Here is a 24,488-nt window from a genome sequence, read left to right as displayed (position 1 = left end):
TCGTATTGACAATGTGGATACATCCTCCAACACTGTTCGGATGGATAAGAGCCACTCCCCTACCTTGGCTGACTTGCCTGCGGGAGCCCCGGCGAGCGCGGAGCCATCCTCGTCCGGCGCGGAGGTCAAGGGCAGCATCAACCTGCGTATCGAGGCGCAAACGCGCCAGCTCATCGATGACGCAGCCGCCGTCCTGGGAAAGACGCGAACCGAGTTCATGATCGAAAGCGCCCGGACGCTCGCCATCGACGTGCTGCTGGACCAGCGCCTGTTTGTCCTCGACTCCGCGCGCTACGATGCTTTCGTCCACGCGCTCGACAATCCTCCCGCGCCGGGACCCAAGTTGCGCGCGTTGCTACGCCGAGTCCCCGCGTGGAAGGCGTAGCATCGGGCGCCAGTGATCCGCAGGCGAAGCTGTCCGCTCCGGTTCCTTTGACGGCGGAGCATGATCTTTCCAACTTCGATTGCGGCGAGCCGGCGCTGGACGACTGGCTGAAGCAACGCGCGCTCAAGAACGAGAGCCGCTTTTCCAGGACCTATGTGGTTTGTGAAGGCGCCAGCGTTGTCGCCTATTTCTGCATCTCCGCAGGAGCGGTGGACCGAGAGGCCGCGCCGGGCAAACTCCGCCGCAATGCGCCCGACGCGATCCCGGTCTCCGTGATCGGCCGCCTGGCGGTCAGCCGCGCCTATGCCGGCCGAGGCCTCGGCGCCGACATTCTCTCAGACGCCCTTCGACGGATCGCTATCGCTTCGCAAAGCATCGGGATCGGCGCGGTCCTCGTTCAAGCCAAGGATCGGCGGGCCAAGCAGTTCTATATGGCTTGCGCTGAATTCATCGAATATCCGGCGGAGAGCCGCACGCTGTTCCTGCCCATTGAAACCATCATCGCGGCTTTTTAGCTGAACGCCTTTCGACGACGGAACCGAGGTCGCCGGAGAGGGCGTCTCGGGCCAACCCCTACCGCCGCTTCGGCGCGTAGGGCCGCTTCTCCCGCCATGTCTCGGCGAACTTCTCCAGTTCCGCGTCCGGCGTTTCCGGCAGGGTGACCACCAGGCGGGCGAACAGGTCGCCGCGGTGGCCCTTGGCGTCGGAAAGACCGCGGCCCTTGAGTCGCAGCTTGGCGCCGGTGTTGGAGCCCTTGGGAACGGTCAGGGTCACCGGGCCGTCGGGCGTGGGGGCCTCGACCTTGCCGCCCAGCACCGCGTCGGGAACGCTGACCGGCAGGTCCATGACCAGGGCGCCGTTCTCGGGGCGATAGATCGGGTGCGGCTTGATCGCCAGCTCGATCAGGGCGTCGCCCTGCCCGCCGCGGCCGGGGCTGCCCTGGCCCTTCAGGCGCAGGGTCTGGCCTTCCTGGGCCCCCGCCGGGATGGTGACGTCGATCGTTCGGCCGTCCGAGAAGGCCACGCGCTTCTTGCCGCCCTTGATCGCCTCTTCCAGGTCGATGTCGAGCCGGGCGCGCACGTCCGCGCCCTTGGCCGCGAAGCCGCCGCCGCCGAAGCCGCCGCCCGCCCCGGCGCCCGCGCCGCGATTGCGGCCCAGGATGTCGCCGAACAGGTCGTTGAGGTCGATCTCGGGCCCCTCGCCGCCGCCGCTGCTGCGGAAGCCGCCGCCGCGCCCGCCGAAGCCGGCCCCGAACGGGTTGCCGCCGCCCCCGAAGCCGCCGCGCATGGTCTCGCGGCCGTCGGCGTCGATCTCGCCGGCGTCGAACTTCTTGCGCTTGTCGGCGTCGCCCAGGATGTCGAAGGCGGCGCTGACCTGCTTGAACTTCTCCTCCGACTTCTTGTCGCCCTTGTTGGCGTCGGGGTGATGCTGCTTGGCGAGCTTGTGGAACGCCTTGCGGATTTCCGCCGCGCTCGCGGTGCGGGAAACGCCAAGCTCCAGATAGGGGTCGCGCGCCAAGGAGGCTCCTCACGTCAGTTCAAACAGGCGGAACGCCTCAATTAGGCCGTTCGGCGCGGCGCGCAAGCGTTATGTTGCATTATTATCACAGCAAGGTCCGTGACATCGCGCCCCACCCGAACAGGGCCGAGCCCTGGGCGACCCTGACAGCCAGGACCCCGGTCGGTCCAGCGGGGAAATCGGCGGCGCGCTGGGCGGCGGCGTAGGTGAAGCTCGGCGTGGTGGTCTCGGCGGCGCGGACCACCCTCTCGCCGTCCAGGATCTCGACGCGATAGATCTCGCGCTCCTCGCCCAGCGGGACCTCGGCGTCCCAGCCGTCGCCGGCCAGGCGGGTCCGTCGAATCCAGGTCACGATCGCGTCGCCGCCCTGGGTCCGCACGCGCAGTTGGGCCGGCGACCAGGGGCGGGCCGACAGGCCGCGCCAGGTCTCGACCGTCTGGCTCACCGACGGTCCCGAGGCTGGGCCGCCGGCCGGAGCGGCGCGCCAGGTCAGGGGCAGGCCGCGCTCGGCCAGGGCCAGGTCGGCGCGGACCAGGGCCTCGTCCAGGACGACCACCGCCGCCCCGGCCGGGGTCAAGGCGGCCATGGCCGGGTCGCTGCCGGCCTGGCCGCGCAGCAGGCCCGACAGGGTCCAGGCGTCGGGGCCGACCGGCTCGGCGGTCAGGAACTGCAGGACCTCCCACTCGCCGTTCGCGCCCTGCACCGCCAGGGCGTTGGCCCCGGCCAGGGCGGCGGAGCGGTCGCAGCTGACGGGCGCGGCGCCCTCCAGCCGAACGGTCAGGCGCGTAGCGTGGTCGAAGCGGTGCAGCGGCCCGGCCGGCAGGTCCGAGCACGTGACGCCCACCGTGGCCGGCGCGGCGGCGGTCGCGCGCACGCGCACGGCCTCGACGCCGGGACCGGCGTGGACGTCGAAGGCCCGCCAGGGCGAGGCCGCCACCGCGACCAGCGGCCGCTCGTCGGCCTGGCCCGGCAGGTCCAGCACCCGCAGGACCGGCGGGCCGGGGACCTCGCGCGGCGGGGCGGGCGACCAGTCCAGGTCGCCGCCGGCGCGCACGGGATCGACCACCGGCGCCAGCTGGGCGCGGGGATGCTCGTCCAGGTCGACCCGCGTCACCCGCCAGGTCGCGCCGTCCAGCACAAGCCGGTCGCCCGGCTCGAGCCTCAGGGCGGCCAAGGGCGACAGGTGGACGGTCGCCTCGCGCGGATCGGCGGTGGCCAGCAGGCGCTCGGCCACGGCGCGGGCGTCGGCGGCGGCCAGCACCAGCGGCGCGTCGAGGTCGGCGCTCCCCTCCCCGTCCTCGCGGCGGACGATCACCGAACCGGTCTGGTAGTCGCGCGCGGCGTCGATGAAGCGCAGGCGCAGGGCCTGGACCGGGGCGGCCAGGGTCCGGGCGGCGCTCTGCGGCGCGGCGCGGTCCTCCGGCCAAGGCAGGTCGTCCTCGCCCAGCGTCACAGCCGCCGCGCCCGAGCGGCCGGCCAGCGCGACGCCGTCCTGGCGCTCGACCGGGTCCAGAGCGAAGGCCTCCAGCAGCGGGGCCAGGGCGTCGCGCAGCCGCATCGGCCGGTCGACCACGTAGCCGACGACCGCGCCGCCGGCCTCGCCCGGATCGATCGCCACGCCGGCCCGCTGGGCCAGGGCGGCGACCAGTTCCGGCAGCGGCGCGATCCCGGCCCGACCGTTCAGCCAGTGGCCCAGGGTCCAGTTGGGCCCGTCGGCCCAGACGGCGCTGCGGGCCGGGAAGTCCGGGAACGGCCGGGCGTCCCAGCACCAGGCCGCCGCGGCCTCGATCATAGGCCCGCCATAGACCGGCGACACCGGGTTGGTCGCCGGGTCGGCCAGGTGGGTCAGCACCGCCTCCAGCGCCCGCCGCTGGCCGACCTCGTCGCGGGCCCCGTCCGAGAACGGCGGCAGGGCGCTCTCGGCGCTCTTCTGGTCGACGAACAGGTTCGGGGCGTTGGCGCCCTTATCGACCGCGCCGCAGCCGAACTCGACCAGCCGCAGCGGCTTGGACCGGGGGATCCAGGCGGTCGGGGTCGCGGCGCGCACCCCGCCCGGGCGATCGAAATGCGGCTTGCTCCACCAGGACAGCAGGTCCTTGGGCCGGAACACCCACGGCTCGCCATAGGCGCCGTCGGTGATCGGGGCGCGGACCTGGGCGGCGCGCGCCGCTTCGGAGGCGTAGAACCAGTCGAAGCCCTCGCCGCCCACCAGGTTGGCGCGCAGATAGGCCAGGTCGTGCGGTCCGCCCCGTCCGGCGTCCAGGTGGTCGTCGTCGTCGCGCCAGTCGGCCATCGGCGGATAGAAGTCGATCCCGACGAAATCGATGTTGGCGTCGCTCCACAGCGGGTCGAGGTGGAAGTGGACGTCGCCGGAGCCGTCGCCCGGCTGGTGGCCGAAATATTCGCTCCAGTCGGCGGCGTAGCCCAGCTTCGTCGCCGGCCCCAGCAGCGACCGCACCTCGCCGGCCAGGCTCTTCAGCGCAGCCACGGCCGGATAGGACGAGGGGCCGTCGCGCACCGTGGTCAGGCCGCGCAGCTCCGAGCCCAGGATGAAGCCGTCCACCCCGCCCGCCAGCTGGGCCAGCTTGGCGTAGTGCAGCAGCATGCGCCGCAGGCCCCAGTCGCCCGCCGGGCCGCTGTAGGTCGGCAGGCCGCCCTCCGCGCCGAACTGGGCCGCCGTGGCCGCGCCGAAGAAGCCGGCGACCTGGGTCCCGGCGGCGGCGGTCTTGTCGGGCGAGCCCGGTCGGCCGGGCGCGGGATGGCAGGTGATCCGGCCGCGCCAGGGATAGGCCCCCTGCCGCGCGCCGCCATAGGGGTCGGGCAGGGCGTTGCCGACCGGCACGTCCATCAGCACGAACGGATAGAGCGTGACCCTCAGCCCGCGCCGCTTCAACTCGGCGATGGCCTGCAGCACGGCCCGGTCGGCGGGGGCGCCGCCATAGGCCGGGCCGCCGCCATTCATCGAAACGACCGCTGCGCCGGCCCGGTCGATCCCGTTGACCCGCCAGTCGAACGGGATCGTCGTCTTGGCCGCCTGCTCGACCTTGGGCCGGATCGCGCACGACCCACAGCGCAGGTCGTCGCCGAACCAGGCGACCACCAGGGTCACCTCCTCGACATGGGGCAGCTGGGCCTGGAGCTGGTCCAGCGACACCACGAGGTCGGGACGGCCCTCGGTGTTGTTCAGGGTTTCGGCCGTGGTCCGGGTCAGGCCGTCGCGGCGCATCACCAGGTCGGTCGCGTAGACGAACTCGCCCGCGCCCGGGATCAGGCAGACGCCCTTCAGGCGTTCCTCGATGCCGGCTGGCGCGCCGCTGGCGCGCGGGCGGTGGAACACCTCGAACGACAGCTGCGGCGGGCGATTGCCGTAGGCCCCCAGCGGCAGGTCCTCGAACACCACATAGGCCGTGCCGCGATAGGCCGGGGCCTCGCCCTCGACGGCGGCGATCAGAGGGTCGGGGCCCTGGTCCTCGGCCCCGGTGTGGACGCGCATGACCACCCCGGCCATGTCCATCGGCTTGCCGTCGGCCCAGACCCGGCCGATGCCGTCGATCGGGCCCTCGCAGACCGCGACCGCGAACGACAGGCTGTAGGCGGCGCTGGTGGTGCGGGCGCCCTTGCTTCCGCCGGAACGGCCGTCGACCCACCGCGCCTTGAACCGCGCGGCCCAGATCACCTGGCCCGCGACCCGGGCCCGGCCGAACACCGCCGCCATCGGCGCCCCCTCGGCCGCCCCCGACAGCCGCAGCTCGGGGATGCGCGGGCCGACCCGGCGGGCCGGGGTCAGGGCGTTGATCGCGGCGCTGTCGATCGCCGCCCCGACCGTCAGGCCGATCGCGCCGCCGACGGGACCCGCCACGGCCGTGCCGACGGCGGAGAGAATGACCTGGGCCATGGAGTATCCTTAGGGTTCGGGAAATCGAAAGACCGCGGCCAGCCGCTCGCGCCACCAGCGGCCCAGCCAGCTCTCGACGCAGGCGCGGCCCCAATAGGCGTGGATCATCCGGTCCTCGGCCGAGCGGATCGCGCAATGCTTGGCCGGGGCGTCCGGCGCCATGCGGAACAGCAGCACGTCGCCCGGACGGGCGGCGGCCCGGTCCAGCCGGGTCAGCCGCCGGTCCAGCGCCTGCGCCAGCAGCTCGCGCCCGCCCAGCTCGGCCCAGTCGGGCCGGTAGGGCGGCGGGATCTCGGGCTCGGAGCCGTAGAGCGCCCGCCAGACGCCGCGCACCAAGCCGAGGCAGTCGCAGCCGACGCCGCGCAGGGAGGCCTGGTGCTGGTAGGGCGTGCCGAGCCACAGGCGGGCTTCGTGGAGGGCGGCGGCGCGGACCCCCTCAGTCGCTTCGCGACAGCTCCCCCAGAGGGGGAGCATCTGTCGCGCTAAATCCTCCCCCTCTGGGGAGGTGGCCCGGAGGGCCGGAGGGGGCTCACCGCCGCCCGCCATCGTTCCGCTCCCCCTCGCTCGGGTACAGCGTCAGGAAGTCCTCGCCCGGGGCCGTCGGGAAGCCGCGGAAGTTCAGGCCGTTGCCGAACCGCTCCCGGCAGGTGGCCCAGCGCTTGTCGCAGGTGGCGCCGGGGAAGGCCGCAAGGTCGACGCCGCAGCGGGCGTCGCCGAACGCCGCGTCGCAAGAGCGGCCGAAGGTGCGGCCGGCCACGCGGTCCAGGGCCACCAGCGGGCCCTCCAGGGCCAGGGTGAAGGCGCCGCCCTCGGCCTTGGCGGCGGCGATCCGGGCCGACCACAGCCGCACGCCCAGGCCGGGCGCCGACCAGTCGACCAGCCGGCATTCGACCCGCGCCCCGTCATAGAGCCCGGCCGAAAGATCGGCCTCCGACAGCGCCGCGTCGTCGAAGCCGCCCACCGCCGCGACCTGGCCCGGCGCGAAGCCGGCCGCCGTCTCGGCCGCGCCCGCGGTCCAGCCGCTGGCCGCCTTGCAGGTCACGCCCTCGACCACCAGGTCGCGGTCATGGTCGGTGAAGCCCAGCACGGCGCCATCGGCGCGGGTCAGGATCCAGGCGTGGCACAGGCTGGCCGCGCCGCTCTCGAGGCGGTCGGCCAGGTCGGAGGGGACGGCGCGCATCAGACCCGCACCTCGACCAGGGCCACCGCGCCCACTCGGGCGGCGTTGAAGCCTTCCAGGGTCACGTCGATGCGATCGCCGTCGAAGCGCACCGGCACGTCGAACTCGAAGCCGGCGGTGACCGCCGCCCCGGCCGCTGGAGCGGTCGCCAGGGTCACCAGGCCGGTCGCCGTGTCGACCGTGAAGCCGCCTGCCGCCAGGGCGACGCCGGCCACCGCCACCTTGACCGTGCCGGCCACGGGCTTTGTGATCGGCCGGACCACCGCCGTCTCGCCGCTTCCGTAGGTCTTGGCCAGGGCGAAGGTCTTGCGGACCCCGTCGCCGGTCCCGAGCGTCTGGTCGGCGGCGGCCGGCGTCGCCGACGGCGCGCACGACTTGCAGTCGGCCGGGTCGCGGAACCGGAAGCCGTGCAGCCGCCCCCGCCGCGCTTCGAAGAACGCGACCAGGGCGGCGGCGTCGTCCAGCGGCCGCGTCGTCGTGCCGATCAGGTAGCGCCGCCGGCCCTGGGCCCAGGGGCTGGACCGCCGCTCGAAGCCCGACGCCAGGGTCGTCACCTGGGTCCGCCGCTCGACCCCGCCGGTGCAACCGAACGCCAGCCGCGCGGGCAGGCGCGTCTCGTGGAACGCGGTCATGGCGCCGCTCCTTGTATGTGAGTGAATGTTCACTTAAAAAGTCGAACGCCTGGAGGAGCCGCCTATGAGCCTGCTGTCCCTGTTGTTCGACCCGCGCGGCGCCGTCGATCGGCGCGCTTTCTGGAGCGGCCTGATCCAGCTGACGGTCGTCAGCCTGGCCGTCTATGTTGGACTGATCTATCTCACCCAAGCTTGGGCGTTCGCCGCGCTTCCCGCGATTGGCGAGGCGTTCCTGATCGGTGGCGTGGTCGGGCATCTTTACGACGCCACGGTTCCCGACGTCGCGTTCGTGGCCGCGCTCGGCGTTCTCGCGACGCGGCTCTACCCCGCGACCTGTCTGCTGCTGAAGCGGTCGCGCGACGCCGGCCAAGGCGTTCGCCCGCTGATGGTCTTCAGCTTGACCAGTCTCGCGGTCCACCTGTTGATGGGCCTCTGGGCCTATGACCTCTTCGGGACGGGATGGCGGTGATCGTCCCGCTCATCGCCGACGGCGTGATCACCGCGCTGACGGGGACCGTTTTCGTGATCTGGCTCGGCGGCATCCCCTCTCGTCGCCAAAGGGACGTCTGATGACTTGGCTGAGGCTGCTTTTCGATCCGTCCGGCCGGACCGGCCGCCACGCCTTCATTCTCGGCCTGCTGGGAATGCTTGGGCTGTCGATAGCGACGGGGGCGCTGGTCAGCGGGTCGCCGACGCTGGTCCTGGCCCTGATGCCGATCGTGGGCGAACTGGCCGTCACGGCGCTGTTTCGCGGACCGGTGCAAGGCCTGGACACTTCAACGATGGTCGCGTTCGGCCTGATCCTGGCGGTCCGCGCCTACATCCTGGCCTGTCTTTGCATCAAACGACTGCGCGATCAGGGACGCACGCCGGACTGGCTAGTCGTCATGATCGCGGTGACGCTGGTGGGACATGTCGCGGCGGGCGCCTGGCAACCCGACGAACTCGACAAATTCCTGCCTTTCGTCGGACTGCTCCTGGACGTTCTGGGACTCTCGGTCCTGTGGTCGGTCTTCCTGGTCCTGCTGGCGCGCGCGCCCACCTACGCGTCTCGGACGCCGCCAGGTTAAACCCTCGTCATGACTTGCAATTCACTTAAACAGCGACCCCGCCGGCCCTAATCTCAGGCTCAGGATTGGGAGCTGGAAATGGACTGGAAATCGTTGTTCTTCTCGGCCGAGGGCCGGATCGGCCGTCAGGTGTTCTGGATCGGCTGGCTGATGCTGCTGGGCGCCCACGTGGTGGCCGGCTGGATCCCGCTGGTCGGCCAGGTGATCGGCCTGATCGCCGTGTTCGCCTGGGTCTGCCTGTGCACCAAGCGCCTGCACGACATGGGCCGCAGCGGCTGGTGGCAGCTCGTGCCGATCGTGCTGGGGCCGGTGCTGATCATCGGCTCGGCGATGTCGATCGGCATCGGCGCGATCCTGGGCGAGATCACCAACACCGACTGGGCCGCCCTGGCCGGCGTCGGCGGCCTGCTGGTCAGCGTCGCCATCGCCTTCTTCGCCGTGGTCGGCTTCACCCTGTGGGTGGGCGTCGCCGAGGGCCAGCCGGGCGAGAACCGCTATGGCGAACCGCCGCTGACGCCGTTGATGGCCTAGGCGGTCAAAACCGAAACGCGAGTTTCTACGCTTTCCCCGCCGCCCCGGCGGTGGGGAAATGCCGCATGGGCTTCTACACCTACATCGTCGCGAGCCGGCGGAACGGCACGCTCTACGTCGGGTCGACCGATGATCTTGTCCGCCGGATCGAAGAGCATCGCGAATACCGCCGGGATGGCTTCACGGCGAAACATGGATGCACGATCCTGGTCTGGTACGAGGTGTTCGAGAGCCGTGAGGAGACGTTTCGCCGCGAACGGCGGATCAAGGAATGGCGGCGTTCCTGGAAGCTCATGCTGATCGAGGCCGAAAATCCGACGTGGCGGGACCTGGCGCTCGATCTGAACCCAAATGCCTAAACATAAATCCGCTCATCCCGGCGAATGCCGGGACCCAGATCCCTTAGCGGTGTGATGGATTGGAAGGGCTCAGCGCTCATGGCGTCAGGCTCAAAGCCATTCCATCTGGGTCCCGGCGTTCGCCGGGATGAGCGGATTGGAATTAAAGCCGCCGCGCCCCCAGGCTGACCGCCCGGGCCAGGGCCTGGGCCAGTTGGGCGTCGGAGCGGGCCAGGCTCGCCGTGTCGCCGCCCTGGACGTTGACGACGACATTGACCCCGCCGCTGCCCAGGGGCTCGATCGCCCCCGCCCCGGCGGGGCGGAACAGCTCGGGGCCGCGCTCGCCGACCAGATAGGCGCCGCCGGCCGAGACGGAGCCGCCGTCGGCCCTGGCTCCGGAAAAGGCCGAGCCGACCGCCCCGGCCAGGGCCTTGACCAGGCCGCCGCCGCCCGGGCCGCCGCCAGAACCGCCCAGGCCGCTCGACACCGCGTCCAGCACCGCCCGCGCCAGCTCGGCCAAGCTGACCTTGCCGTCGGCGGCCGCGTGGGCCAGCGACTTGGCCAGGCCCGTGCCGGCCTTGGAGAAGGCCTCGTCGATGGCGCGGGCGGCCTGCTCGGCCGGAGCGCGCAGGGCCGACAGGGCGGCGGCCGCCTCGGTCGCGCGGGCGGGGACGGCGTCCAGGCCATCAGGATCGAAGTCGCTCATGGGGTCTCCCAAGGGATTGGATCGTCGGGAAAGCGGGCGATCAGGACGTCGAGGGCCGCGCGGTCCAGGACCGGGGCGGCCGGCGCCTCGGCCAGGGCCCGCCACTCGGCCAGGGACAGCCGCCAGAAGGCCTCGGGCGCGATGGCCAGCTGCAGGGCGGCCAGGCGCAGGGCCGCGCGCCAGTGGGGTTTCATGCGCAGGCGGCCAAGGCCGCGGCCACCGCCGCGACGGCCTCCGGAACCGACACCGGCGCGGCGTCCAGCACCGCCGGATCCTCGCCGCCGCCTTCCAGCAGGGCGGCCAGCACCGCCAGCAGCTCGCGCGCCGACAGCCGGCCGAAGCGCTCGGGCAAGGCGCTCCAGTCGTCGAGGTCCAGGATCGCCTCGATCCGGGCCAGGGCGCCCAGCGTCAGGCACAGGCGGCGGGGCGATCCGGCCAGCGGAACGACGACCTCGCCGCGGGCGGGGTTGGGGGTGAGCATGGGCTTTCCTCCAGCCAAAGCCATACCCTTCTCGATCGTCATCCCGGGCCTCGTGCCCGGGATCCCTGGTTCAGCCGACGCGTGAGAGGCAAGCGGTTCGCCAGCGAACCGCCCCTCCCGCACCTGCGGCGGATGGAGGGGTCCCGGGCACAAGGCCCGGGATGACGGCGTCGATTTGGAAATGACTGTTTTGATCGCGATCCTAGATCGCCGTGAACGTCACCGGTCCGGCCGAGGCCAGGGACAGGGCGAAGGCGGCCTCGCCGTCGTGGTCGCCGGCATATTCCAGGGCCGCCACCAGGAACGGCCCCTCCAGCTGCACGAAGTCGGGGATCACCAGGCGCCAGGTGCGGGCCGTCTGGGCGAAGAAGCTGTCGCGCACCGCCGCGTCGGAGGCGGCGTCGCGGAACACGCCGCCGCCGGAGACCGCGACCGAGCGCACGCCCGACCCGGCCAGCAGCTCGCGCCAGCGGCCGGCGCTGTCGCCGTCGGTGGCGTCGATCGTCTGGGCGTTGAGGCTGATCGTGCGGGCCCGCAGGCCGGCCACGGTGGTGAAGGTCGGCGTCGGCGCGCCGTCGCTGATCTTCAGCAGGATGTCTTTGCCGGCTTGGGCGGCCATGGGGAGTTCCTTTCGCTACAGGGCTTCGGTCACCGCCCGCACCCGCAGCACGCCCAGCGACAGCTCGCGGTCGGCGGCGCGGAAGACGTCGGCATAGGTGACGCGCAGGGTGACGAGGCGACGGCCGGGCACGGCCAGCGGGGCGTTGTGCAGGGCCGCGCGGACCGCCGAGGTGACGGCCCGCGCCTCCTCGGGCCCGCCGAACTTGCTGGCGCAGGTGAGCGTCAGCAGGTGCTCGAGGGCGTCGGCGTCCGGTCCGGCCGGCCGGCTCTCCTGGCGGCCCAGGCTGACGCACGGATAGAGCGGATGGCGCGGGGCGTCGGCGTGGACCCGGGCGGCGACCAGGGCGGCGACGGCGGGCGCGGCCTTCAGGGCCTCGACCAGGGCGGCGGCGATCGCCGCGTCGGGGCCGCTCACAGCCGGGCCTCCCGATAGGGCGCCAGCCAGGCCTCAACCAGGCTGGGCGGCGGTTCGGAATCGTCGCGGTGTTCGTAGGCGTGGGCGACCAGGCGCAGCACGGCCAGGCGCAGCGGCGCGGGGCTGGCCGGCGTCAGGGCCAGGCCCGTGGCGCGGCCGACCCGCGCCTCGGCGGCGTCGACCAGCAGGCCGACCAGGGCGTCCTCCGTGGCGTCGGCCACGCGCAGGAAGCCCTTGGCCTCGGCCAGGGTGATGGAGAGGGGCATGTGTATGATCCCGTTCCTTCTCCCCTTGCGGGAGAAGGTGTCGGCGCAGCCGACGGATGAGGGGTCGCGCGGCGTCGCCGGCGCGTCTTTCGGCGGGGGAGCGGAGCCGGTCGGACAGGTCTTTCGACCCCTCATCCGACCTGCTCCGCAGGCCACCTTCTCCCGCAAGGGGAGAAGAAAAACCTAGCTCACCGCGAACTTCAGCAGCTTGATGGCGTCGAAGTTCTGCACCCCGCCGCCGACCCGCTTGGTGGTGTAGAACAGCACGTGGGGCTTGGCCGAATAGGGGTCGCGCAGGACCCGCACCCCGGCCCGGTCGACGATCAGGTAGCCCTTCTCGAAATCGCCGAAGGCGATGGCGAGTGCGTTCGAAGCCACGTCGGGCATGGCCTCGATCTCGGTCACCGGATAGCCCAGCAGCGACGCCGACTGGCCCGGCTGCAAGGCCGCGTTCCAGATGTAGTTGCCCTGGGCGTCCTTGAACTTGCGCACCGCGCTGACCGTGCGGCGGTTCATCACGAAGCGGCCGTTCTGGCGGTACTGGGTCTTGGCCGCGTAGACCAGGTCGATCAGCTTGTCGGTCGGGTTGGACGCCGGCCAGGCGCCGGCCACGCCGGTGGCGAGATAGCCGACCTGGCCCCAGGTCGCCGAGGCGTCGGCCGCGGCCGTGTAGGCCAGCAGGCCCTTGGGCTTGTTGACCCCGTCGCCGGCGACGAAGGCGGCGGTCTCCTGGGCGGCGAAGGCGTCCTGCACTTCCTCCGCCAGCCACTCGTCGATGTCGACATAGGCGTCGTCGAGCAGGGCCTGGGTGGCGGCCGGGCTGGCGTAGAGCTCGCCAGCCGGGAAGTCGATCACGTCCAGGGTCGGGGCGGCGGTCTCGGGACGCGACGCGGTCTCGGCCACCCAGCTGGCGGCCAGGCCGGCGGTCGACACCGGCTTGCGGAACGTGCCGGCCCCGATGGTGCGCACCTGGCAGATGTCGCGCATCGGCGAGGTGGCCTGCAGGCGCCGCAGGATCTGCCGCTCCAGCTCGGCCGGGGCGACATAGCCGCCGGCCGTGGCCACGCCTTCGGACAGGCCCTTGGCCTCCAGCAGCAGAGCGGGGGTCTCGCCGGTCTTGATGTAGCGATCGAAGGCGGCCTTGCGCTCGTCGACACGCGCCAGCGGCGCGTCACCGCCAATCGAGGGCCTACGCGCGTCGGCCAGCACGCGGTCCAGCCGCGCCTGGGCCTGGGAGACGGCGTCGTCGATGCGGGCGACCTTCTCCTCCAGCAGCACGTCGGCCCGCTTGGTCTCCAGCGCGGCCAGGCGCTGGTCGTTGGCGGCCTTGAAGCCCTCGAACGCCGCCAGCACCTCGTGCAAGGCGGCGCGGGCCTCCGGCGAGGCCGCGGCCTGTTTGGTTTCCTTCATGGGAGTCTCCGAAAAAGCCCCTCTCCCTCGATGGGGAGGGGATCTGGTCAGGCGGCCGCCCTCGCGCCACGCAAGCGCCAGCGGCGGACCGTCAAGATTGGATTGTTGAGGCGTCGCCGGCCGTCGGCCGGCTCGAGCGGTCTAAAGGCCGGCGACGGCCAGGCCGATCGCGCCCGCCGCCAAGCCCAGGCCGCAGATCCAAACCAGCAGCTTGAAGCCGCGCCGGATCCACCGGTTCGTGGCGCGCGCGCCGATCAGGGCGAAGACCAGCACCACCGCCAGCAGGATCAGGGGCAGAAACCCCACGGCGACGATAAGGTCGGCCCGCCCGCTGAAATCCTGCATGGCCGCTAGGGCCGCGCCGCCGGGGCCAGATCGTGCTCGCGATAGGTCGACAGGCGCTCGAAGTTCAGGGCGCAGATCTTGGCCTCTGGCGAAATCATCGCGCGGATTCGAGTCTGCATCGGCTCGTCGTGCCAGATCGCCAGCCGGAACAGGACCTGGTCGCTGATCTTCAGCGGCTGGCCGTGGTCGCGCTGCAGCTGCTCCAGGGCCGCGCCGCAGGCCTTGAAGGGAACGGTCAGCGTCACCAGCGACAGGCCGCGGTCGTCGTAGTAATAGACCGCCCGCACGGACTGGCCGCCGAACGGGTAGGAGCCCACGGACTTGGCCTGGCCCATCGACAGCGCCTCGCCATGCTTGAGCGGCTTGGTCTGCGGCATCGCCGCCTCGACCTGGGCGGGCGTCATGTCCCATTCGGTGGCCGCCCAACCAGCCTGGGCCGCGGCCGGAATCGCCGCCAGGACCAGCACCGTCACGATCGTCCAGATCCGCGTCATCGAAGCCGCCCCCTCGCCCTTCCCGCAAGCTAGACCACGGGGCGACAGCGATCCAGTAGACTAGACGGCTTTCAGCCGCGCCCCGGGCAGCATCGGGAAGGTGACAATCGACACCTCCCACAGCTCGACCTCGCGCAGCACCCGCAGGCGTCCGGTGTCGTCCGGCCGGGCCTTGACGGCGCGGAAGCCGATCGACAGGCCGTCCAGGGCGCCGGCCTCGACCAGGGCGGCGACCAGCCTTCCACGGGGGGTAGTCCGCAGGACGCGGCCGCGGACGTAGAGGCCCGTGGCGTCCTCGGCGATCTCGTCCCAGACGCCGACGGGCTCGGCGTCGTCGTGCTGGTGCAGCATCTTGACGCCGGCCGGGCCCGTGCGGGCCAGGCTGGCGGCGAAGGCCCCGGCGGCGGCGACGTCGTCGTTGAGGTCGCGGGTCCAGAACAGGCTGGCGTGGCCTTGAATGGGCAGGTCTTGAGTCATGAGGGCTCCAGTTTGGAGGCGGTGGAAGACCCCCTCAGTCGCTCCGCGACACCTCCCCCAGAGGGGGAGCATCAGATCCTCCCCCTCTGGGGGAGGTGGCCCGAAGGGCCGGAGGGGGCCTGCGGCGTCGGACGCTAAGGCCGGTCCAGCTTGCTCTCGATCCGCGCCAGGGCCGCCCGCGTGGCGTCGGCCTGGGTCTCCAGGCGGGCCAGGCGCTCGGCGACCGGGGCCTGGGCGTCGAGGCGCTGGCGCAGGTCGTCGATCCGGGCGCTGGCCCGGCCGGCCCACATCAGGGCGGCGGCGGCCTGCAGGGCCACGGCGACGAGCAAGCCGAGCGAGACCTGGCGATCGAGCCGCCAGCGGTTGGGTGTGGTCATGGGTTTCTCCTGGGGGCGACGGCCCCCTCCGGCCCTTCGGGCCACCTCCCCCAAAGGGGGAGGATCTGATCGGCGCTAGATGCTCCCCCTCTGGGGGAGCTGGCGCGAAGCGACTGAGGGGGTCTGCCCTACCCCTCCAGCCCCGCCAGCCGCCGCCGCTCGACGTCGGTCAGGAAACTCGCCCCCTCCAGCCGCGCCCACAGGGCGTCGCGTTCGGTCGACAGGGCCGGCACGGCGTCCAGGTCGCAGGCGATCCGGGCGCCGGGGAACTTGGGCGCCAACCACACCGACAGGGCCCGCGCCGCCCGCTCGGCCAGCGGCACGACCGTGTGGCGCCAGAACGCGCCGTTGGCCTCGCGATAGTTGGCGTAGGTGGCGTCGCCCGGCACGCCCAGCAGCTGGGGCGGGACCCCGAACGCCAGGGCGATCTCGCGGGCGGCGGCGTGCTTGCCGGCGATGAAGTCCATGTCGGCCGGGCTCAGCGACATCGGCCGCCAGTCCAGCCCGCCCTCCAGCAGCAGCGGCCGGCCGGCGTTGGCGGTCCCGGCGTGGGCGTCGGACAGCTCGGCCTTCAGCCGGTCGAACTGCTCGGCCGAGAGCCGGTCGCCGGCCTCGCGGTTGGCGTAGACCAGGGCTCCGGACGGCCGGGCGCTGTTGTCGAGCAGGGCCTTGTTCCAGGCTCCCGAGGCGTTGTGCACGTCGATGGCGAAGGCCGCCGCCTCCAGCGGCGAGAAGCCGTAGTGGTCGTCGGTGGGGTTGAACAGCTTCAGGTGCAGCACCGGCAGCCAGCCCGACGCGTCACGGCCGATCCGCGCCGTGCGGTCGGCGACATGGTAGTCATAGGCCAGCGGCCAGCCGCGCGGGCCGGGGACCACGGTCATCCGGTCGGGGCGCAGGGCGTAGAGCTCGCTCGGGGGCCCCTCTCCCGAGGCTTCGAGGTAGCCGTTGCCCGCCACCTGCAGGTGGCCGAAGAACGCCTCCATCAGGTCGGGCCCGCCCTGTTCGGGGTTGGGGGCCTGCAGCAGCCTGCGCAGCGGATGGTCGTCGGCCCGCCGGCCGCCGACGAACACCGACAGCGGCACGGCGGCGGCGGCCTCGGCGATCATCCGCACGCAGCGATAGGCGATCGGGTTCTTGCCGAAACCCTCCGAGGCCAGGGCGCCATAGTCCCGCGGCGTCCACTTCGGCCGCCCGCCCGTGGTCAGGGCGATCAGCCGCGCGGCCCGGGAGTCCTTGGCCTCCGGCGCCTTTTTTGGGGTTGGGCGGCGGGGTTTGAACAGGGGCATGAGCGCCTCGTGGAGGTTGAGAACGAATGGGAAACATGCTAGGGTGACAGGTGGATAAGACCCCTCAGTCGCTCCGCGACAGCTCCCCCAGAGGGGGAGCATCTAGGCGCTAGATCCTCCCCCTTTGGGGGAGGTGGCCCGGCGGGCCGGAGGGGGCCTGCGGCGGTGAGGACGAACCCATGGACGCGCCGCGCCGCACGCGGAATTTCGCCAAACAACTCCGTCGGGAAATGTCTCTGCCCGAGGTCCTGCTATGGCTCGGCCTGAAGGGGCGCCGTCTAGAAGGCCTGCATTTCCGCAAGCAGCACCCGATCGGCCCCTATGTGCTCGACTTCTATTGCGACGAGGCCAGGCTCGCCGTCGAGGTGGATGGTGAAACCCATGCCTTCGGCGACCGGCCTAGGCTGGACGCGGTGCGGGACCACTGGATGGCGCAACGTGGCATTCGCACCCTGAGGCTGCCCGCCGTGGAGGTTCTGGCCTGTGTCGATGGGGCGCTTCGGACGGTCCTTTCGGAAGCACGGCGCTACCCCCTCCGACCCTCCGGGCCACCTCCCCCAGAGGGCAGGGGAATCGCATATGGATTTTTGGTCCGAACGGGATTCTGAGGGTGTCTCCTTGTGAGAGGGAGACGGTCGGATGGAGACGTTCGCGGCTTGTTTTTCGGCGATGGAGGATCCGCGGGCGAGGAACGCTCGGCATGATCTTCTGGAGTTGGTGTTCGTGGCCCTGGCGGCGGTGCTGTGCGGGGCGGAAGACTGCACTGACATGGCCGCCTTCGCGCGGGCCAAGCTGGATTTCCTGCGCCAGGTGGTGAAGCTGGAGCACGGTCCGCCCAGCCACGACACCTTCAGCCGCGTGTTTCGCCGATTGGCGCCCGAGCCGTTCGAAGCGGCCTTCGCCCAGTTCACCGCCGCCTTCGCCGGGGCCTTGAAGGGCGTGGTGGCGATCGACGGCAAGGCTCTGCGCGGAGCCTATGAGCGCGGATGCCGGGCCTCGCCGCTGCATCTGGTCAATGTCTGGGCCGCCGAGGCCCGGCTGGTGATCGGCCAGCGCCTGGCGCCGGGCCGCAACGAAGTGCTGGGCGCCCAGCAGGCCCTGGCCCTGCTGGGCCTGGAAGGCTGCATCGTCACCGCCGACGCCCTGCACTGCCGGGCCGACACCGCCCAGACCATCCTGGACACCGGAGCCGACTACGCCCTGGCCCTGAAGGCCAACCAACCGACCCTGCTGGCCAAGGCCCAGGCCCTGCTCGCCGCCGCCGATCCCACCAACGAGGCCCTCCAGGGCCCCGCCAAGGGCCACGACCGGATCGAGGGCCGCGCCGCCCTGGTCGTCCCCGCCAAGGACATGGACTTTCCCGGCCTGGCCGCCGTCGCCCGCGTGGAGACCCACTGCAAGCGGGCCGGCGCCCCCGAGCCGGTCATCGTCCGCTTCTTCCTGCTGTCCACGCTCCTGTCCCCCGAAAGGATGCTCCAGGTCGCCCAGACCCACTGGACCATCGAGAACCAGCTGCACTGGGTGCTCGACGTGGCCCTGCTGGAGGACGCCTCGCGCAGCCGCAAGGACAACGCACCGCAAAACCTCGCCCTGATCCGAAAGCTCGCCCTCAACACCCTGCGACAGCACCCCGACAAGGGCTCCATCAAGACCAAGATCAAGCGCGCCGGCTGGGATGAAACCTTCCTGCTCTCACTCCTGGGTCATATGCGATAGCCCTGCCCCAGAGGGGGAGGATCTAGTCGCGCCAGATGCTCCCCCTCTGGGGGAGCTGCCGCGTAGCGACTGAGGGGGATCACACTAAAGCACGCTCAACCGCGGCCTTCTCCCCACCCCCAGCATCAGCTCGCTGACCGCCCAGACCAGGGCGTCCGCCCGGTCCGGGCTGTGGTCCAGGTCGCCGGAGCCCAGGGCCATCAGTTCCTCCTCCAGGGCCGGGAAGGCCCCGCAGTGGATCACGCGGCCCTGCTCGTACAGGGCGGCCACCGGCTCGGCCCGGGCGCGTTTGCCGACCGAGGCCTTGACCAGCTTGACCGCGCACGGCGGCGCGGCCTGGGCCAGGACCGAGCGGACCATGTCGCCGCCCTGGTTGGCCTCGGCCACCAGGGCGTCGGCCGACCAGCGCACGGCCGCCTCGACCGCCCGGCGGGCCCAGCCGTTGGGCGACAGGCCCCGCGCGGTGCGGTCCTCGAGCACATAGGCTCTGCCGTCGAACCGCCCGCAGACCACGATGCCGCAGGCGTCGCCGCCCGCCGTGGCCGGCGGGTCGACGGCCACCACCACCCGCTCGAAGCGGGCCGGCGGCGCGCCCCGGCAGCGGGCCAGGTCCTCGGCGCGGAACAGGCCGCCCTCGCCCTCGACGATCAGCCCGTCCAGTTCCTGGGCGGCCAGGCGGGTGCCGCCGTACAGGCCCTGCAGGGTCGACAGGAAGGCCGGCGCCAGGTGGTCGGCGTTGGCGCGGGTCGGGGCGCGGGTCTGGGCCGCGCCCGGCTCGGCGATCAGGTTGCGCAAGGCGCGGATCGGCCGCGGCGTGGTGGTGACCACCAGGCGCGGATCGGTCCCCAGGCGCAGGCCGAAGCGCAGCATGGCCAGGGTCTCGGCCGGCCGCGGCCAGGCGCAGAACTCGTCGGCCCAGGCGGCGTGGAACTGCGGCCCGCGCAGGCTGTCGGGATCCTCGGCCGAAAAGGCCTGGGCGACGGCGCCGTTGCCGAACTCCAGCCGCCGGCGGCTGGCCTGCCACTTCGGGCGCTGGCCGGCCGGATAGAGGCTCCTGATCCCGGACGGCCCCTCGATCATCACCTCGCGCACGTCGTGGAAGGTGGGCCCGACCAGGGCCAGGTTGGCGCCCAGGGCGGCCTGTTCGGCGATCCAGGCCGCCCCGGCGAAGGTCTTGCCCGCGCCGCGACCGCCCAGGAACAGCCAGGTGGTCCAGGGGTCAGGCGGGGGCGTCTGGTGCGCCTCCGCCGCCGCCGGCAGGATCGCCTTCAACTGCTCCAGCCGCGACAGCGCCGTGGCGTCCACCCCATCCCTTAGCTTCCCGTCGCGCCGCAAGAGCAGCCAGTCGTCGATCAATCTCGTGATAGAGAGCGTCGATGCGCTCGGGGGTGCGGCCAGTGTCGTCATCCATTTCCATCTCCTCGGGGGCCTCAACGTGATTCTCGTTGGCGACGGCCGCGACCGTGGCGGCGGCGGCGGCGATGGTCGCCTGCGCCGACGCCTTGGCGACCTCGGCCTCCAGTTTCGTCAGGCCGGCGGCCGCCTTTTGGCCCTGGGCGTGGAAGGCGCTGACGCGACACCCTTCCAGCGACGCGCGGCCAAGGATCTTCAACTGCGCCTCTTCGCTACGTTGGTCGGCTGTGTTGTCGATCTTGATCACCAGCTCGGCGTACCGTTCGACGAACAGGTGACCGATCTTCGCCATCAGATCTTCGGGCTTCATCTCGCTTCTCCCGGCCATGACACAAAGATACGGGAGCAGCGGGCGCCGCTGATAAGTTTGGTCGAGAAAGTTTAGGGCGTTGATTTCGTTGGCGTTGAGTCGCTGAACGCCGAGGATAGACGCGGCTGTATCCCCGCCAGGGGCGCTGAAGAGGCGGTCTGGCGACGGCTTTCGCCCCTATATCTCCGTCATTCCGGGCCTTGTGCCCGAACCCCTCGGTCCGCCGCAGGTGCAGCGGGGGCGGTTCGCTGGCGAACCGCTCGCGCCTCACGGTTCAACTGAACCAGGGGTCCCGGGCACAAGGCCCGGGATGACGATGGAGGAACGCGGGGCCGGGTTTTCACGCTACTCCGCGATCGACCGCACCACCCGGGCCGGGTTGCCGGCGACCAGGGTGTCGGGCGGGACGTCGCGGGTGACCACCGCGCCGGCGGCGACCACCGAATTCTCGCCGACCGTGACGCCGCCGATGATCGTCGCCCCGGCCGCGATCCAGACGTTGCGTTCGATGACGATGGGCTTGGCGACGACGCCGTCGCGCCGCCGGGAGGGTTCGATCGGGTGGCCGGAGGTGATCAGGCTGACGTTCGGCCCGATCATCACCGCGTCGCCGATGTCGATCCCGCCCAGGTCGTAGAAGGTGCAGTTCTGGTTGACGAAGACGTCGCGCCCGACCCGGATGTGGACCCCGCTCTCGGTGTAGAACGGCGGGATCAGGCAAAAGCCGGCGTCCACGGCCTGGCCGGTCAGCTGGCTGAACAGGGCGCGGACCTGGTCGGCGTCGTCATAGGTCAGGCGGTTGAGGGCGGCGGTGAGCGCCATGGCCCGCCGGACATTGGCCGCCATGGCCGCGGACTCGGGCGTGCGACGGGGAATGAACCGGGTGCGGTCGTCGTGGGCCATGGGGCGCCTCCTTCGGCGAGGACAGGCGTGCCGGGATTCGGCGCGGGTCGCCACGGGGCGGAGGCGTGGATCGACTCAGCGACCACCGTGTTCAGAGTCGCCCCCGGGTGGCCCGCTCGACGTCGCAAGGCGCCTCGGCGAGGCCGCGCGGACAGCCGTTCAGGACTAAAAACTTCGCCGCCTTGTCGGCCCTCGCCGCTTCGGACCGTCCTTGCACAAACACACCGCCGAACGGAGCCCAGCCATGTCCTTCCAAGCCTACCTCGACACCATCCAGGCCAAGACCGGCCTCGACGCCGACGCCCTGAAGGCGGCCGCCGACACGGCGGGCCTGTCCGACGGCGGCCAGCTCAAGCCCGCCGTCAAGGCCGGCCAGGTGGTGGACTGGGGCAAGGGGACGCTGGGCCTGGGCCACGGCCACGCCATGGCGATCTATGCCCTGCTGTCGGGCAAGCGAAAGCCGGGGGACTGACGGTCCGCCCCCGAGGCGGCGGCCGCTCAGTCCTCGGGGTCGTAGGGCAGGTCGCCCTTGTCGACCATCAGGTCGGTGGCCACGAAGTCCATGGCGTCCTCCGCGTCCTCGAAGGAGAGCTCCGACACCGTCTGGTCGCGCACCGAGATCCCGGCCTTGTGGGTGCTGTCGGGGTCGCCGGTGACCAGCGGATGCCAGTCGGGCAGGGTCTTGCCCTCGTGCAGCCGGCGGTAGGCGCAGGACGGCGGCATCCATTCCAGGGTCTCGATGTTGTGCGGCGTCAGCTTGATGCAGTCGGGCACGGTCTTGCGGCGATTGGGATAGTCCTTGCAGCTGCAGCGGTGCTCGTCGAACAGCTGGCAGTGCACCCGGGTGGGGATGATCTCGCCGGTGTCCTCGTCCTCGAAGCGGACCAGGCAGCACAGGCCGCAGCCGTCGCACAGGCTTTCCCACTCCGGGACGGTCATCTGGTGTAGGGACTTCGTCTCCCAGAAAGGTTTGCGCGCCATCATGGCGGCGTCCTAAACCCAAATCGCCCCCGCGACAAACGGGTGAAGCCAGGACCGAGCCAAAGCGGACCATAGGACGCACGTGAACGACTGGACGCTCCCGCCTTACCGGTTCGACGACGACAAGCCGGCGACCCCGCCGGCCGCGCCGCCGGTCTTCGGGTCCGCGCCGCCCCCGCCGCCGCCGCCGGAGGAGCCGTTCCGCGCCGACCTCAAGCACGCCCGGGCCAAGGCCCGCGCCCGCCGGGGCCGCTGGATCTGGATCGCCGCCCTGGCGGTCCTGATGGCCCCGGTGGTCGGCGGCGCGGCCGGGGCCGGCTTCGTCTGGTGGAAGTACCTGCGCGACACCCCGACCCTGCCCTCGCGCGAGGCGCTGTTCGCGGTCAACCGCGCGCCGGGCGTGCGGTTCGAGGACCGCAGCGGCCAGGTGATCGCCACCCGCGGCCCGCGCTATGGCCAGCGCATAGGCCTGGCCGGCCTGCCCAACTACGTGCCGCTGGCCTTCCTGGCCGCCGAGGACAAGCGGTTCTACCAGCACGGGGCCATCGACCCCTACGGCATCGCCCGCGCGGCTTACGTCAACCACAAGGCCGGCCGCACCGTGCAGGGCGCCTCGACCCTGTCCCAGCAGCTGGCCAAGGGCCTGTTCCTGACGCCCGACCGCACGGTCAAGCGCAAGCTGCAGGAGATGCTGATGGCCTACCGGCTGGAGCAGGTCCTGAGCAAGGACGAGGTGCTGGAGCTGTATCTGAACCGGGTGTTCTTCGGGGCCAACACCTTTGGGGTGGACGGGGCGTCGCGCACCTATTTCGGCAAGTCGGCCAGCCAGCTGAGCCTGTCCGAGGCGGCCCTGCTGGCCAGCCTGCCCAAGGCCCCCTCGCGCCTGGCCCTGACCCGCGACATGGGCGCGGCCCTGGCCCGCTCGCGCCTGGTCCTGGCCAACATGCGCCAGGAGGGCTGGATCACCGCCGAGCAGGAGCGCCGGGCCCTGGAGGACACCCCCAGGCTCTCGCCCCTGGCCGTGGCCGAGGAGGGCGACTACGGCTGGGTGCTGGACTACGCCACCGCCGAGGCCGTGCGCATCGCCGGCCAGAACGCCCCGGACCTGGTGGTGCGCCTGACCATCGATTCGCGCCTGCAGCACGTGGGCGCCGAGACCGTCCGCCAGGCCATCGAGATCGGCGGCGCCAACGCCGGGGCCGGCCAGGCGGCCCTGCTGTCGCTGTCGGGCGACGGGGCCGTGCGGGCCATGGTCGGCGGGACCGACTATGTCGAGAGCCCGTTCAACCGCGCCGTCCAGGCCCGCCGCCAGCCGGGCTCGACCTTCAAGCCGTTCGTCTACGCCGCCGCCCTGGAGAAGGGCGTGCTGCCCACCGACATCCGGGTGGACGGTCCGGTGCGGTTCGGCGCCTGGAAGCCCGAGAACTACGGCGGCGGCTATCGCGGGCCGATGACCGTGCAGGACGCCCTGGTCAATTCGATCAACACCATCGCCGTCAAGCTGGCCCAGGAGGCCGGCGGCCCGGCGATCGGCGACCTGGCCCGGCGGTTCGGGATCACCACCCTGCCCCCCAATCCCGACCTGTCGGTGGCGCTGGGGGCCTATGAGGTGAACCTGCTGCAGCTGACCTCGGGGTTCCAGGTGTTCCAGCAGGGCGGCCTGCGCCTGGAGCCCTATGTGATCGAGAGCATCGCCACCCAGGACGGCCGGCCGATCTTCGCCCATTCCGCCCCGGCGGTCCCGGCCAGCGTCTATGACATCAGCAAGGCCAGCATGATGGTCAAGATGATGAAGAAGGTGGTCGAGGTCGGCACCGCCCGGCGGGCGGCGTTCGGCTGGCCGGCGGCCGGCAAGACCGGCACCAGCCAGAACTGGCGCGACGCCTGGTTCGTGGGCTTCACCCCCGACTACGTGACCGGCGTCTGGGTCGGCAACGACGACGACAAGCCGATGAACAAGGTGGTCGGCGGCGACATGCCGGCCAGCATCTGGCGGCGCTACATGCTGGCCGCCCACGAGGGCCTGGCGGTGCGCGACTTCCCCTGGCTGCTGGCCGACCCCGCGCCCCTGTCCACGCCCGATCCCCGCAACGGCTTCTACGAAACCCTGGCCGCCGAGTTCGCCCGCTCGGCCTCGGCGCTGGAGCCGGTGACCCAGCCCGACGTCCCGGCGCCCGGGCCGGCGCCCTCGCCGGAGCCGTTGCCGTATTAGGGGCGGATCGACGTTCAAGGCCGTGCGTGGCCCTCGTCCTTCGACAGGCTCAGGATGAGGACCATTTGCAGGCCCGGCAGTAAGAAAACCTCATCCTGAGCTTGTCGAAGAACGAGGTTTTCGGCCCCACGGCGGATGCCGATCCGCCCGGCGGCTTGTGGAAGGGTCGAGACCTGAAGGACACAGTCACGCCACCGATCCGTATCGACCGGACACGCTTCCTTAGCCGGAGCCGCATCCAAACGCCGCCGCTCGGCCACGCCGGGCGGGATCGTGGCGGACCGGCCGGTCATCGTTCCATCCCCGACGGATCCCGGCTGGCCGGGAACGGTCTCCGGCTCGCGCCGACACCCGCGAAATCGGCCGTTTTGCGCCGTCGCCCATATCGATAGTCGATCCAGGAATATCGACTGTCGATGAGCATCGTCATAATGATTACAGATCTGTAAGGATCAGATTTCAGATCACCCGTTCTTCGAACCGCGATACTTATAGTCAAGCTAGAAGATCGGCGTTTTCTCTACAG

At 71.6% G+C, this 24,488-nt stretch carries 32 protein-coding genes; 10 read left to right on the top strand and 22 right to left on the bottom strand.

Annotation, left to right across the window (positions count from 1 at the left end; translation table 11 throughout):
- Positions 1-64 precede the first annotated feature (64 nt).
- Together G3M57_RS05225 and G3M57_RS05220 are read left to right on the top strand one after the other, a co-directional pair.
- On the top strand, positions 65-385 hold the full coding sequence (locus tag G3M57_RS05225; RefSeq protein ID WP_230983963.1) for a type II toxin-antitoxin system TacA family antitoxin: 321 nt from the start codon (positions 65-67) through the stop codon (positions 383-385).
- Positions 373-900: a GNAT family N-acetyltransferase gene (locus G3M57_RS05220; RefSeq protein WP_163229212.1), complete on the top strand. Its 528-nt coding sequence runs from the start codon at positions 373-375 to the stop codon at positions 898-900. The genes G3M57_RS05225 and G3M57_RS05220 overlap by 13 nt, the downstream gene beginning before the upstream one ends.
- 58 nt (positions 901-958) lie before the next feature.
- Here the strand turns inward: G3M57_RS05220 and G3M57_RS05215 are convergent, their stop codons facing one another.
- The 5 genes from G3M57_RS05215 to G3M57_RS05195 form a co-directional block, all read right to left on the bottom strand.
- On the bottom strand, positions 959-1,903 hold the full coding sequence (locus G3M57_RS05215) for a DnaJ C-terminal domain-containing protein (RefSeq protein ID WP_056753275.1): 945 nt from the start codon (positions 1,901-1,903) through the stop codon (positions 959-961).
- 85 nt (positions 1,904-1,988) lie between these two features.
- Entirely contained in the window at positions 1,989-5,798 is a 3,810-nt protein-coding gene (locus G3M57_RS05210) for a baseplate multidomain protein megatron (protein ID WP_163229210.1), read from the bottom strand.
- A 9-nt stretch (positions 5,799-5,807) separates the two neighbouring features.
- Positions 5,808-6,272 (bottom strand): NlpC/P60 family protein, encoded by a 465-nt coding sequence (locus G3M57_RS05205; protein WP_163229208.1) that lies wholly within the window; start codon positions 6,270-6,272, stop codon positions 5,808-5,810.
- A 55-nt stretch (positions 6,273-6,327) separates the two neighbouring features.
- Positions 6,328-6,978 carry a baseplate hub domain-containing protein gene (locus tag G3M57_RS05200; RefSeq protein WP_163229206.1) on the bottom strand — a complete coding sequence of 217 codons (651 nt, stop codon included), beginning with the start codon at positions 6,976-6,978 and terminating at the stop codon, positions 6,328-6,330.
- On the bottom strand, positions 6,978-7,610 hold the full coding sequence (locus G3M57_RS05195; protein WP_163229204.1) for a DUF2460 domain-containing protein: 633 nt from the start codon (positions 7,608-7,610) through the stop codon (positions 6,978-6,980). The genes G3M57_RS05200 and G3M57_RS05195 overlap by 1 nt, the downstream gene beginning before the upstream one ends.
- Before the next feature lie 82 nt (positions 7,611-7,692).
- Between G3M57_RS05195 and G3M57_RS05190 the strand changes: the two genes are divergently transcribed.
- The 4 genes from G3M57_RS05190 to G3M57_RS05175 all read left to right on the top strand — a co-directional run bounded on the left by G3M57_RS05190 (position 7,693) and on the right by G3M57_RS05175 (position 9,570).
- The gene (locus tag G3M57_RS05190) at positions 7,693-8,079 is read left to right on the top strand and encodes a hypothetical protein (RefSeq protein ID WP_163229202.1); all 387 of its coding nucleotides are present in this window, start codon (positions 7,693-7,695) and stop codon (positions 8,077-8,079) included.
- A gap of 100 nt (positions 8,080-8,179) precedes the next feature.
- The gene (locus tag G3M57_RS05185) at positions 8,180-8,680 is read left to right on the top strand and encodes a DUF805 domain-containing protein (protein ID WP_163229200.1); all 501 of its coding nucleotides are present in this window, start codon (positions 8,180-8,182) and stop codon (positions 8,678-8,680) included.
- A gap of 78 nt (positions 8,681-8,758) precedes the next feature.
- Entirely contained in the window at positions 8,759-9,211 is a 453-nt protein-coding gene (locus G3M57_RS05180; RefSeq protein ID WP_163229198.1) for a DUF805 domain-containing protein, read from the top strand.
- Between the two features lie 65 nt (positions 9,212-9,276).
- Positions 9,277-9,570 carry a GIY-YIG nuclease family protein gene (locus tag G3M57_RS05175; RefSeq protein ID WP_163229196.1) on the top strand — a complete coding sequence of 98 codons (294 nt, stop codon included), beginning with the start codon at positions 9,277-9,279 and terminating at the stop codon, positions 9,568-9,570.
- A gap of 142 nt (positions 9,571-9,712) precedes the next feature.
- Here G3M57_RS05175 and G3M57_RS05170 read toward each other — a convergent pair whose 3' ends face one another.
- The 12 genes from G3M57_RS05170 to G3M57_RS05110 form a co-directional block, all read right to left on the bottom strand.
- Positions 9,713-10,255: a phage tail tape measure protein gene (locus G3M57_RS05170; protein ID WP_163229194.1), complete on the bottom strand. Its 543-nt coding sequence runs from the start codon at positions 10,253-10,255 to the stop codon at positions 9,713-9,715.
- Positions 10,252-10,449: a phage tail assembly chaperone gene (locus G3M57_RS05165; RefSeq protein WP_163229192.1), complete on the bottom strand. Its 198-nt coding sequence runs from the start codon at positions 10,447-10,449 to the stop codon at positions 10,252-10,254. The genes G3M57_RS05170 and G3M57_RS05165 overlap by 4 nt, the downstream gene beginning before the upstream one ends.
- Entirely contained in the window at positions 10,446-10,736 is a 291-nt protein-coding gene (locus G3M57_RS05160; protein ID WP_163229190.1) for a GTA-gp10 family protein, read from the bottom strand. Before G3M57_RS05160 ends, G3M57_RS05165 begins: the two co-directional genes overlap by 4 nt.
- A gap of 202 nt (positions 10,737-10,938) precedes the next feature.
- On the bottom strand, positions 10,939-11,355 hold the full coding sequence (locus tag G3M57_RS05155; RefSeq protein WP_163229188.1) for a phage major tail protein, TP901-1 family: 417 nt from the start codon (positions 11,353-11,355) through the stop codon (positions 10,939-10,941).
- 15 nt (positions 11,356-11,370) lie between these two features.
- Positions 11,371-11,772 (bottom strand): DUF3168 domain-containing protein, encoded by a 402-nt coding sequence (locus tag G3M57_RS05150; RefSeq protein WP_163229186.1) that lies wholly within the window; start codon positions 11,770-11,772, stop codon positions 11,371-11,373.
- A complete protein-coding gene (locus G3M57_RS05145; RefSeq protein WP_163229184.1) occupies positions 11,769-12,038 on the bottom strand; it encodes a head-tail connector protein in 270 nt (89 codons plus the stop codon). Before G3M57_RS05145 ends, G3M57_RS05150 begins: the two co-directional genes overlap by 4 nt.
- Before the next feature lie 183 nt (positions 12,039-12,221).
- Entirely contained in the window at positions 12,222-13,448 is a 1,227-nt protein-coding gene (locus tag G3M57_RS05135) for a phage major capsid protein (protein WP_163229182.1), read from the bottom strand.
- A gap of 141 nt (positions 13,449-13,589) precedes the next feature.
- Positions 13,590-13,793 (bottom strand): hypothetical protein, encoded by a 204-nt coding sequence (locus G3M57_RS05130; RefSeq protein WP_163229180.1) that lies wholly within the window; start codon positions 13,791-13,793, stop codon positions 13,590-13,592.
- A gap of 5 nt (positions 13,794-13,798) precedes the next feature.
- Complete coding sequence (locus G3M57_RS05125; RefSeq protein ID WP_163229178.1) at positions 13,799-14,287, bottom strand: hypothetical protein; 489 nt, start codon at positions 14,285-14,287, stop codon at positions 13,799-13,801.
- 60 nt (positions 14,288-14,347) lie between these two features.
- Complete coding sequence (locus G3M57_RS05120) at positions 14,348-14,764, bottom strand: HK97 family phage prohead protease (protein ID WP_163229177.1); 417 nt, start codon at positions 14,762-14,764, stop codon at positions 14,348-14,350.
- Positions 14,765-14,898: 134 nt separating this feature from the next.
- On the bottom strand, positions 14,899-15,141 hold the full coding sequence (locus G3M57_RS05115; RefSeq protein ID WP_163229175.1) for a hypothetical protein: 243 nt from the start codon (positions 15,139-15,141) through the stop codon (positions 14,899-14,901).
- A 128-nt stretch (positions 15,142-15,269) separates the two neighbouring features.
- Entirely contained in the window at positions 15,270-16,529 is a 1,260-nt protein-coding gene (locus G3M57_RS05110) for a phage portal protein (protein WP_230983964.1), read from the bottom strand.
- Between the two features lie 77 nt (positions 16,530-16,606).
- Here G3M57_RS05110 and G3M57_RS05105 point away from each other — a divergent pair, with 77 nt between their 5' ends.
- The gene (locus tag G3M57_RS05105) at positions 16,607-17,035 is read left to right on the top strand and encodes an endonuclease domain-containing protein (RefSeq protein WP_163229171.1); all 429 of its coding nucleotides are present in this window, start codon (positions 16,607-16,609) and stop codon (positions 17,033-17,035) included.
- A gap of 31 nt (positions 17,036-17,066) precedes the next feature.
- Positions 17,067-18,143, top strand: coding sequence for an ISAs1 family transposase (locus G3M57_RS05100; protein WP_163229169.1), 1,077 nt, complete (start codon positions 17,067-17,069; stop codon positions 18,141-18,143).
- A gap of 84 nt (positions 18,144-18,227) precedes the next feature.
- On the opposite strand, the gene G3M57_RS05095 is transcribed toward G3M57_RS05100, so the two are convergent.
- From G3M57_RS05095 to G3M57_RS05085, 3 genes are all read right to left on the bottom strand, one after another.
- Positions 18,228-19,448, bottom strand: coding sequence for a DNA-packaging protein (locus G3M57_RS05095; RefSeq protein ID WP_230983809.1), 1,221 nt, complete (start codon positions 19,446-19,448; stop codon positions 18,228-18,230).
- Positions 19,363-19,866 (bottom strand): hypothetical protein, encoded by a 504-nt coding sequence (locus G3M57_RS05090; protein ID WP_163229167.1) that lies wholly within the window; start codon positions 19,864-19,866, stop codon positions 19,363-19,365. Before G3M57_RS05090 ends, G3M57_RS05095 begins: the two co-directional genes overlap by 86 nt.
- 345 nt (positions 19,867-20,211) lie before the next feature.
- Positions 20,212-20,769 carry a sugar O-acetyltransferase gene (locus tag G3M57_RS05085; protein ID WP_163229165.1) on the bottom strand — a complete coding sequence of 186 codons (558 nt, stop codon included), beginning with the start codon at positions 20,767-20,769 and terminating at the stop codon, positions 20,212-20,214.
- 244 nt (positions 20,770-21,013) lie between these two features.
- Between G3M57_RS05085 and G3M57_RS05080 the strand changes: the two genes are divergently transcribed.
- Positions 21,014-21,241, top strand: a complete 228-nt coding sequence (locus tag G3M57_RS05080) for a DUF4287 domain-containing protein (protein WP_163229163.1) — start codon at positions 21,014-21,016, stop codon at positions 21,239-21,241.
- 26 nt (positions 21,242-21,267) lie between these two features.
- Here the strand turns inward: G3M57_RS05080 and G3M57_RS05075 are convergent, their stop codons facing one another.
- Complete coding sequence (locus G3M57_RS05075; protein ID WP_056753287.1) at positions 21,268-21,753, bottom strand: YcgN family cysteine cluster protein; 486 nt, start codon at positions 21,751-21,753, stop codon at positions 21,268-21,270.
- 79 nt (positions 21,754-21,832) lie between these two features.
- Here G3M57_RS05075 and pbpC point away from each other — a divergent pair, with 79 nt between their 5' ends.
- Positions 21,833-23,962: a multimodular transpeptidase-transglycosylase PbpC gene (gene pbpC, locus G3M57_RS05070; protein ID WP_163229162.1), complete on the top strand. Its 2,130-nt coding sequence runs from the start codon at positions 21,833-21,835 to the stop codon at positions 23,960-23,962.
- A gap of 14 nt (positions 23,963-23,976) precedes the next feature.
- Here pbpC and G3M57_RS05065 read toward each other — a convergent pair whose 3' ends face one another.
- Positions 23,977-24,255 carry a hypothetical protein gene (locus G3M57_RS05065; RefSeq protein ID WP_163229159.1) on the bottom strand — a complete coding sequence of 93 codons (279 nt, stop codon included), beginning with the start codon at positions 24,253-24,255 and terminating at the stop codon, positions 23,977-23,979.
- Between the last annotated feature and the right edge of the window lie 233 nt (positions 24,256-24,488).

Source organism: Caulobacter rhizosphaerae, assembly GCF_010977555.1.
Taxonomy (GTDB): domain Bacteria; phylum Pseudomonadota; class Alphaproteobacteria; order Caulobacterales; family Caulobacteraceae; genus Caulobacter; species Caulobacter rhizosphaerae.
Note: the sequence above shows the minus strand (reverse complement) of the source record. Positions and strands in the feature narration are given on the sequence as shown.

Bases quoted from the DNA above. Each gene is read 5' to 3' on its own strand.
- G3M57_RS05210 (WP_163229210.1), bottom strand. From the start codon at position 5,798: ATGGCCCAGGTCATTCTCTCCGCCGTCGGCACGGCCGTGGCGGGTCCC.
- G3M57_RS05205 (WP_163229208.1), bottom strand. From the start codon at position 6,272: ATGCTCCCCCTCTGGGGGAGCTGTCGCGAAGCGACTGAGGGGGTCCGC.
- G3M57_RS05200 (WP_163229206.1), bottom strand. From the start codon at position 6,978: ATGCGCGCCGTCCCCTCCGACCTGGCCGACCGCCTCGAGAGCGGCGCG.
- G3M57_RS05195 (WP_163229204.1), bottom strand. From the start codon at position 7,610: ATGACCGCGTTCCACGAGACGCGCCTGCCCGCGCGGCTGGCGTTCGGT.
- G3M57_RS05185 (WP_163229200.1), top strand. From the start codon at position 8,180: ATGACTTGGCTGAGGCTGCTTTTCGATCCGTCCGGCCGGACCGGCCGC.
- G3M57_RS05180 (WP_163229198.1), top strand. From the start codon at position 8,759: ATGGACTGGAAATCGTTGTTCTTCTCGGCCGAGGGCCGGATCGGCCGT.
- G3M57_RS05175 (WP_163229196.1), top strand. From the start codon at position 9,277: ATGGGCTTCTACACCTACATCGTCGCGAGCCGGCGGAACGGCACGCTC.
- G3M57_RS05170 (WP_163229194.1), bottom strand. From the start codon at position 10,255: ATGAGCGACTTCGATCCTGATGGCCTGGACGCCGTCCCCGCCCGCGCG.
- G3M57_RS05165 (WP_163229192.1), bottom strand. From the start codon at position 10,449: ATGAAACCCCACTGGCGCGCGGCCCTGCGCCTGGCCGCCCTGCAGCTG.
- G3M57_RS05160 (WP_163229190.1), bottom strand. From the start codon at position 10,736: ATGCTCACCCCCAACCCCGCCCGCGGCGAGGTCGTCGTTCCGCTGGCC.
- G3M57_RS05155 (WP_163229188.1), bottom strand. From the start codon at position 11,355: ATGGCCGCCCAAGCCGGCAAAGACATCCTGCTGAAGATCAGCGACGGC.
- G3M57_RS05145 (WP_163229184.1), bottom strand. From the start codon at position 12,038: ATGCCCCTCTCCATCACCCTGGCCGAGGCCAAGGGCTTCCTGCGCGTG.
- G3M57_RS05135 (WP_163229182.1), bottom strand. From the start codon at position 13,448: ATGAAGGAAACCAAACAGGCCGCGGCCTCGCCGGAGGCCCGCGCCGCC.
- G3M57_RS05130 (WP_163229180.1), bottom strand. From the start codon at position 13,793: ATGCAGGATTTCAGCGGGCGGGCCGACCTTATCGTCGCCGTGGGGTTT.
- G3M57_RS05125 (WP_163229178.1), bottom strand. From the start codon at position 14,287: ATGACGCGGATCTGGACGATCGTGACGGTGCTGGTCCTGGCGGCGATT.
- G3M57_RS05120 (WP_163229177.1), bottom strand. From the start codon at position 14,764: ATGACTCAAGACCTGCCCATTCAAGGCCACGCCAGCCTGTTCTGGACC.
- G3M57_RS05115 (WP_163229175.1), bottom strand. From the start codon at position 15,141: ATGACCACACCCAACCGCTGGCGGCTCGATCGCCAGGTCTCGCTCGGC.
- G3M57_RS05110 (WP_230983964.1), bottom strand. From the start codon at position 16,529: ATGCTCCCCCTCTGGGGGAGCTGTCGCGGAGCGACTGAGGGGTCTTAT.
- G3M57_RS05105 (WP_163229171.1), top strand. From the start codon at position 16,607: ATGGACGCGCCGCGCCGCACGCGGAATTTCGCCAAACAACTCCGTCGG.
- G3M57_RS05100 (WP_163229169.1), top strand. From the start codon at position 17,067: ATGGAGACGTTCGCGGCTTGTTTTTCGGCGATGGAGGATCCGCGGGCG.
- G3M57_RS05090 (WP_163229167.1), bottom strand. From the start codon at position 19,866: ATGAAGCCCGAAGATCTGATGGCGAAGATCGGTCACCTGTTCGTCGAA.
- G3M57_RS05085 (WP_163229165.1), bottom strand. From the start codon at position 20,769: ATGGCCCACGACGACCGCACCCGGTTCATTCCCCGTCGCACGCCCGAG.
- G3M57_RS05080 (WP_163229163.1), top strand. From the start codon at position 21,014: ATGTCCTTCCAAGCCTACCTCGACACCATCCAGGCCAAGACCGGCCTC.
- G3M57_RS05075 (WP_056753287.1), bottom strand. From the start codon at position 21,753: ATGATGGCGCGCAAACCTTTCTGGGAGACGAAGTCCCTACACCAGATG.
- G3M57_RS05065 (WP_163229159.1), bottom strand. From the start codon at position 24,255: ATGACCGGCCGGTCCGCCACGATCCCGCCCGGCGTGGCCGAGCGGCGG.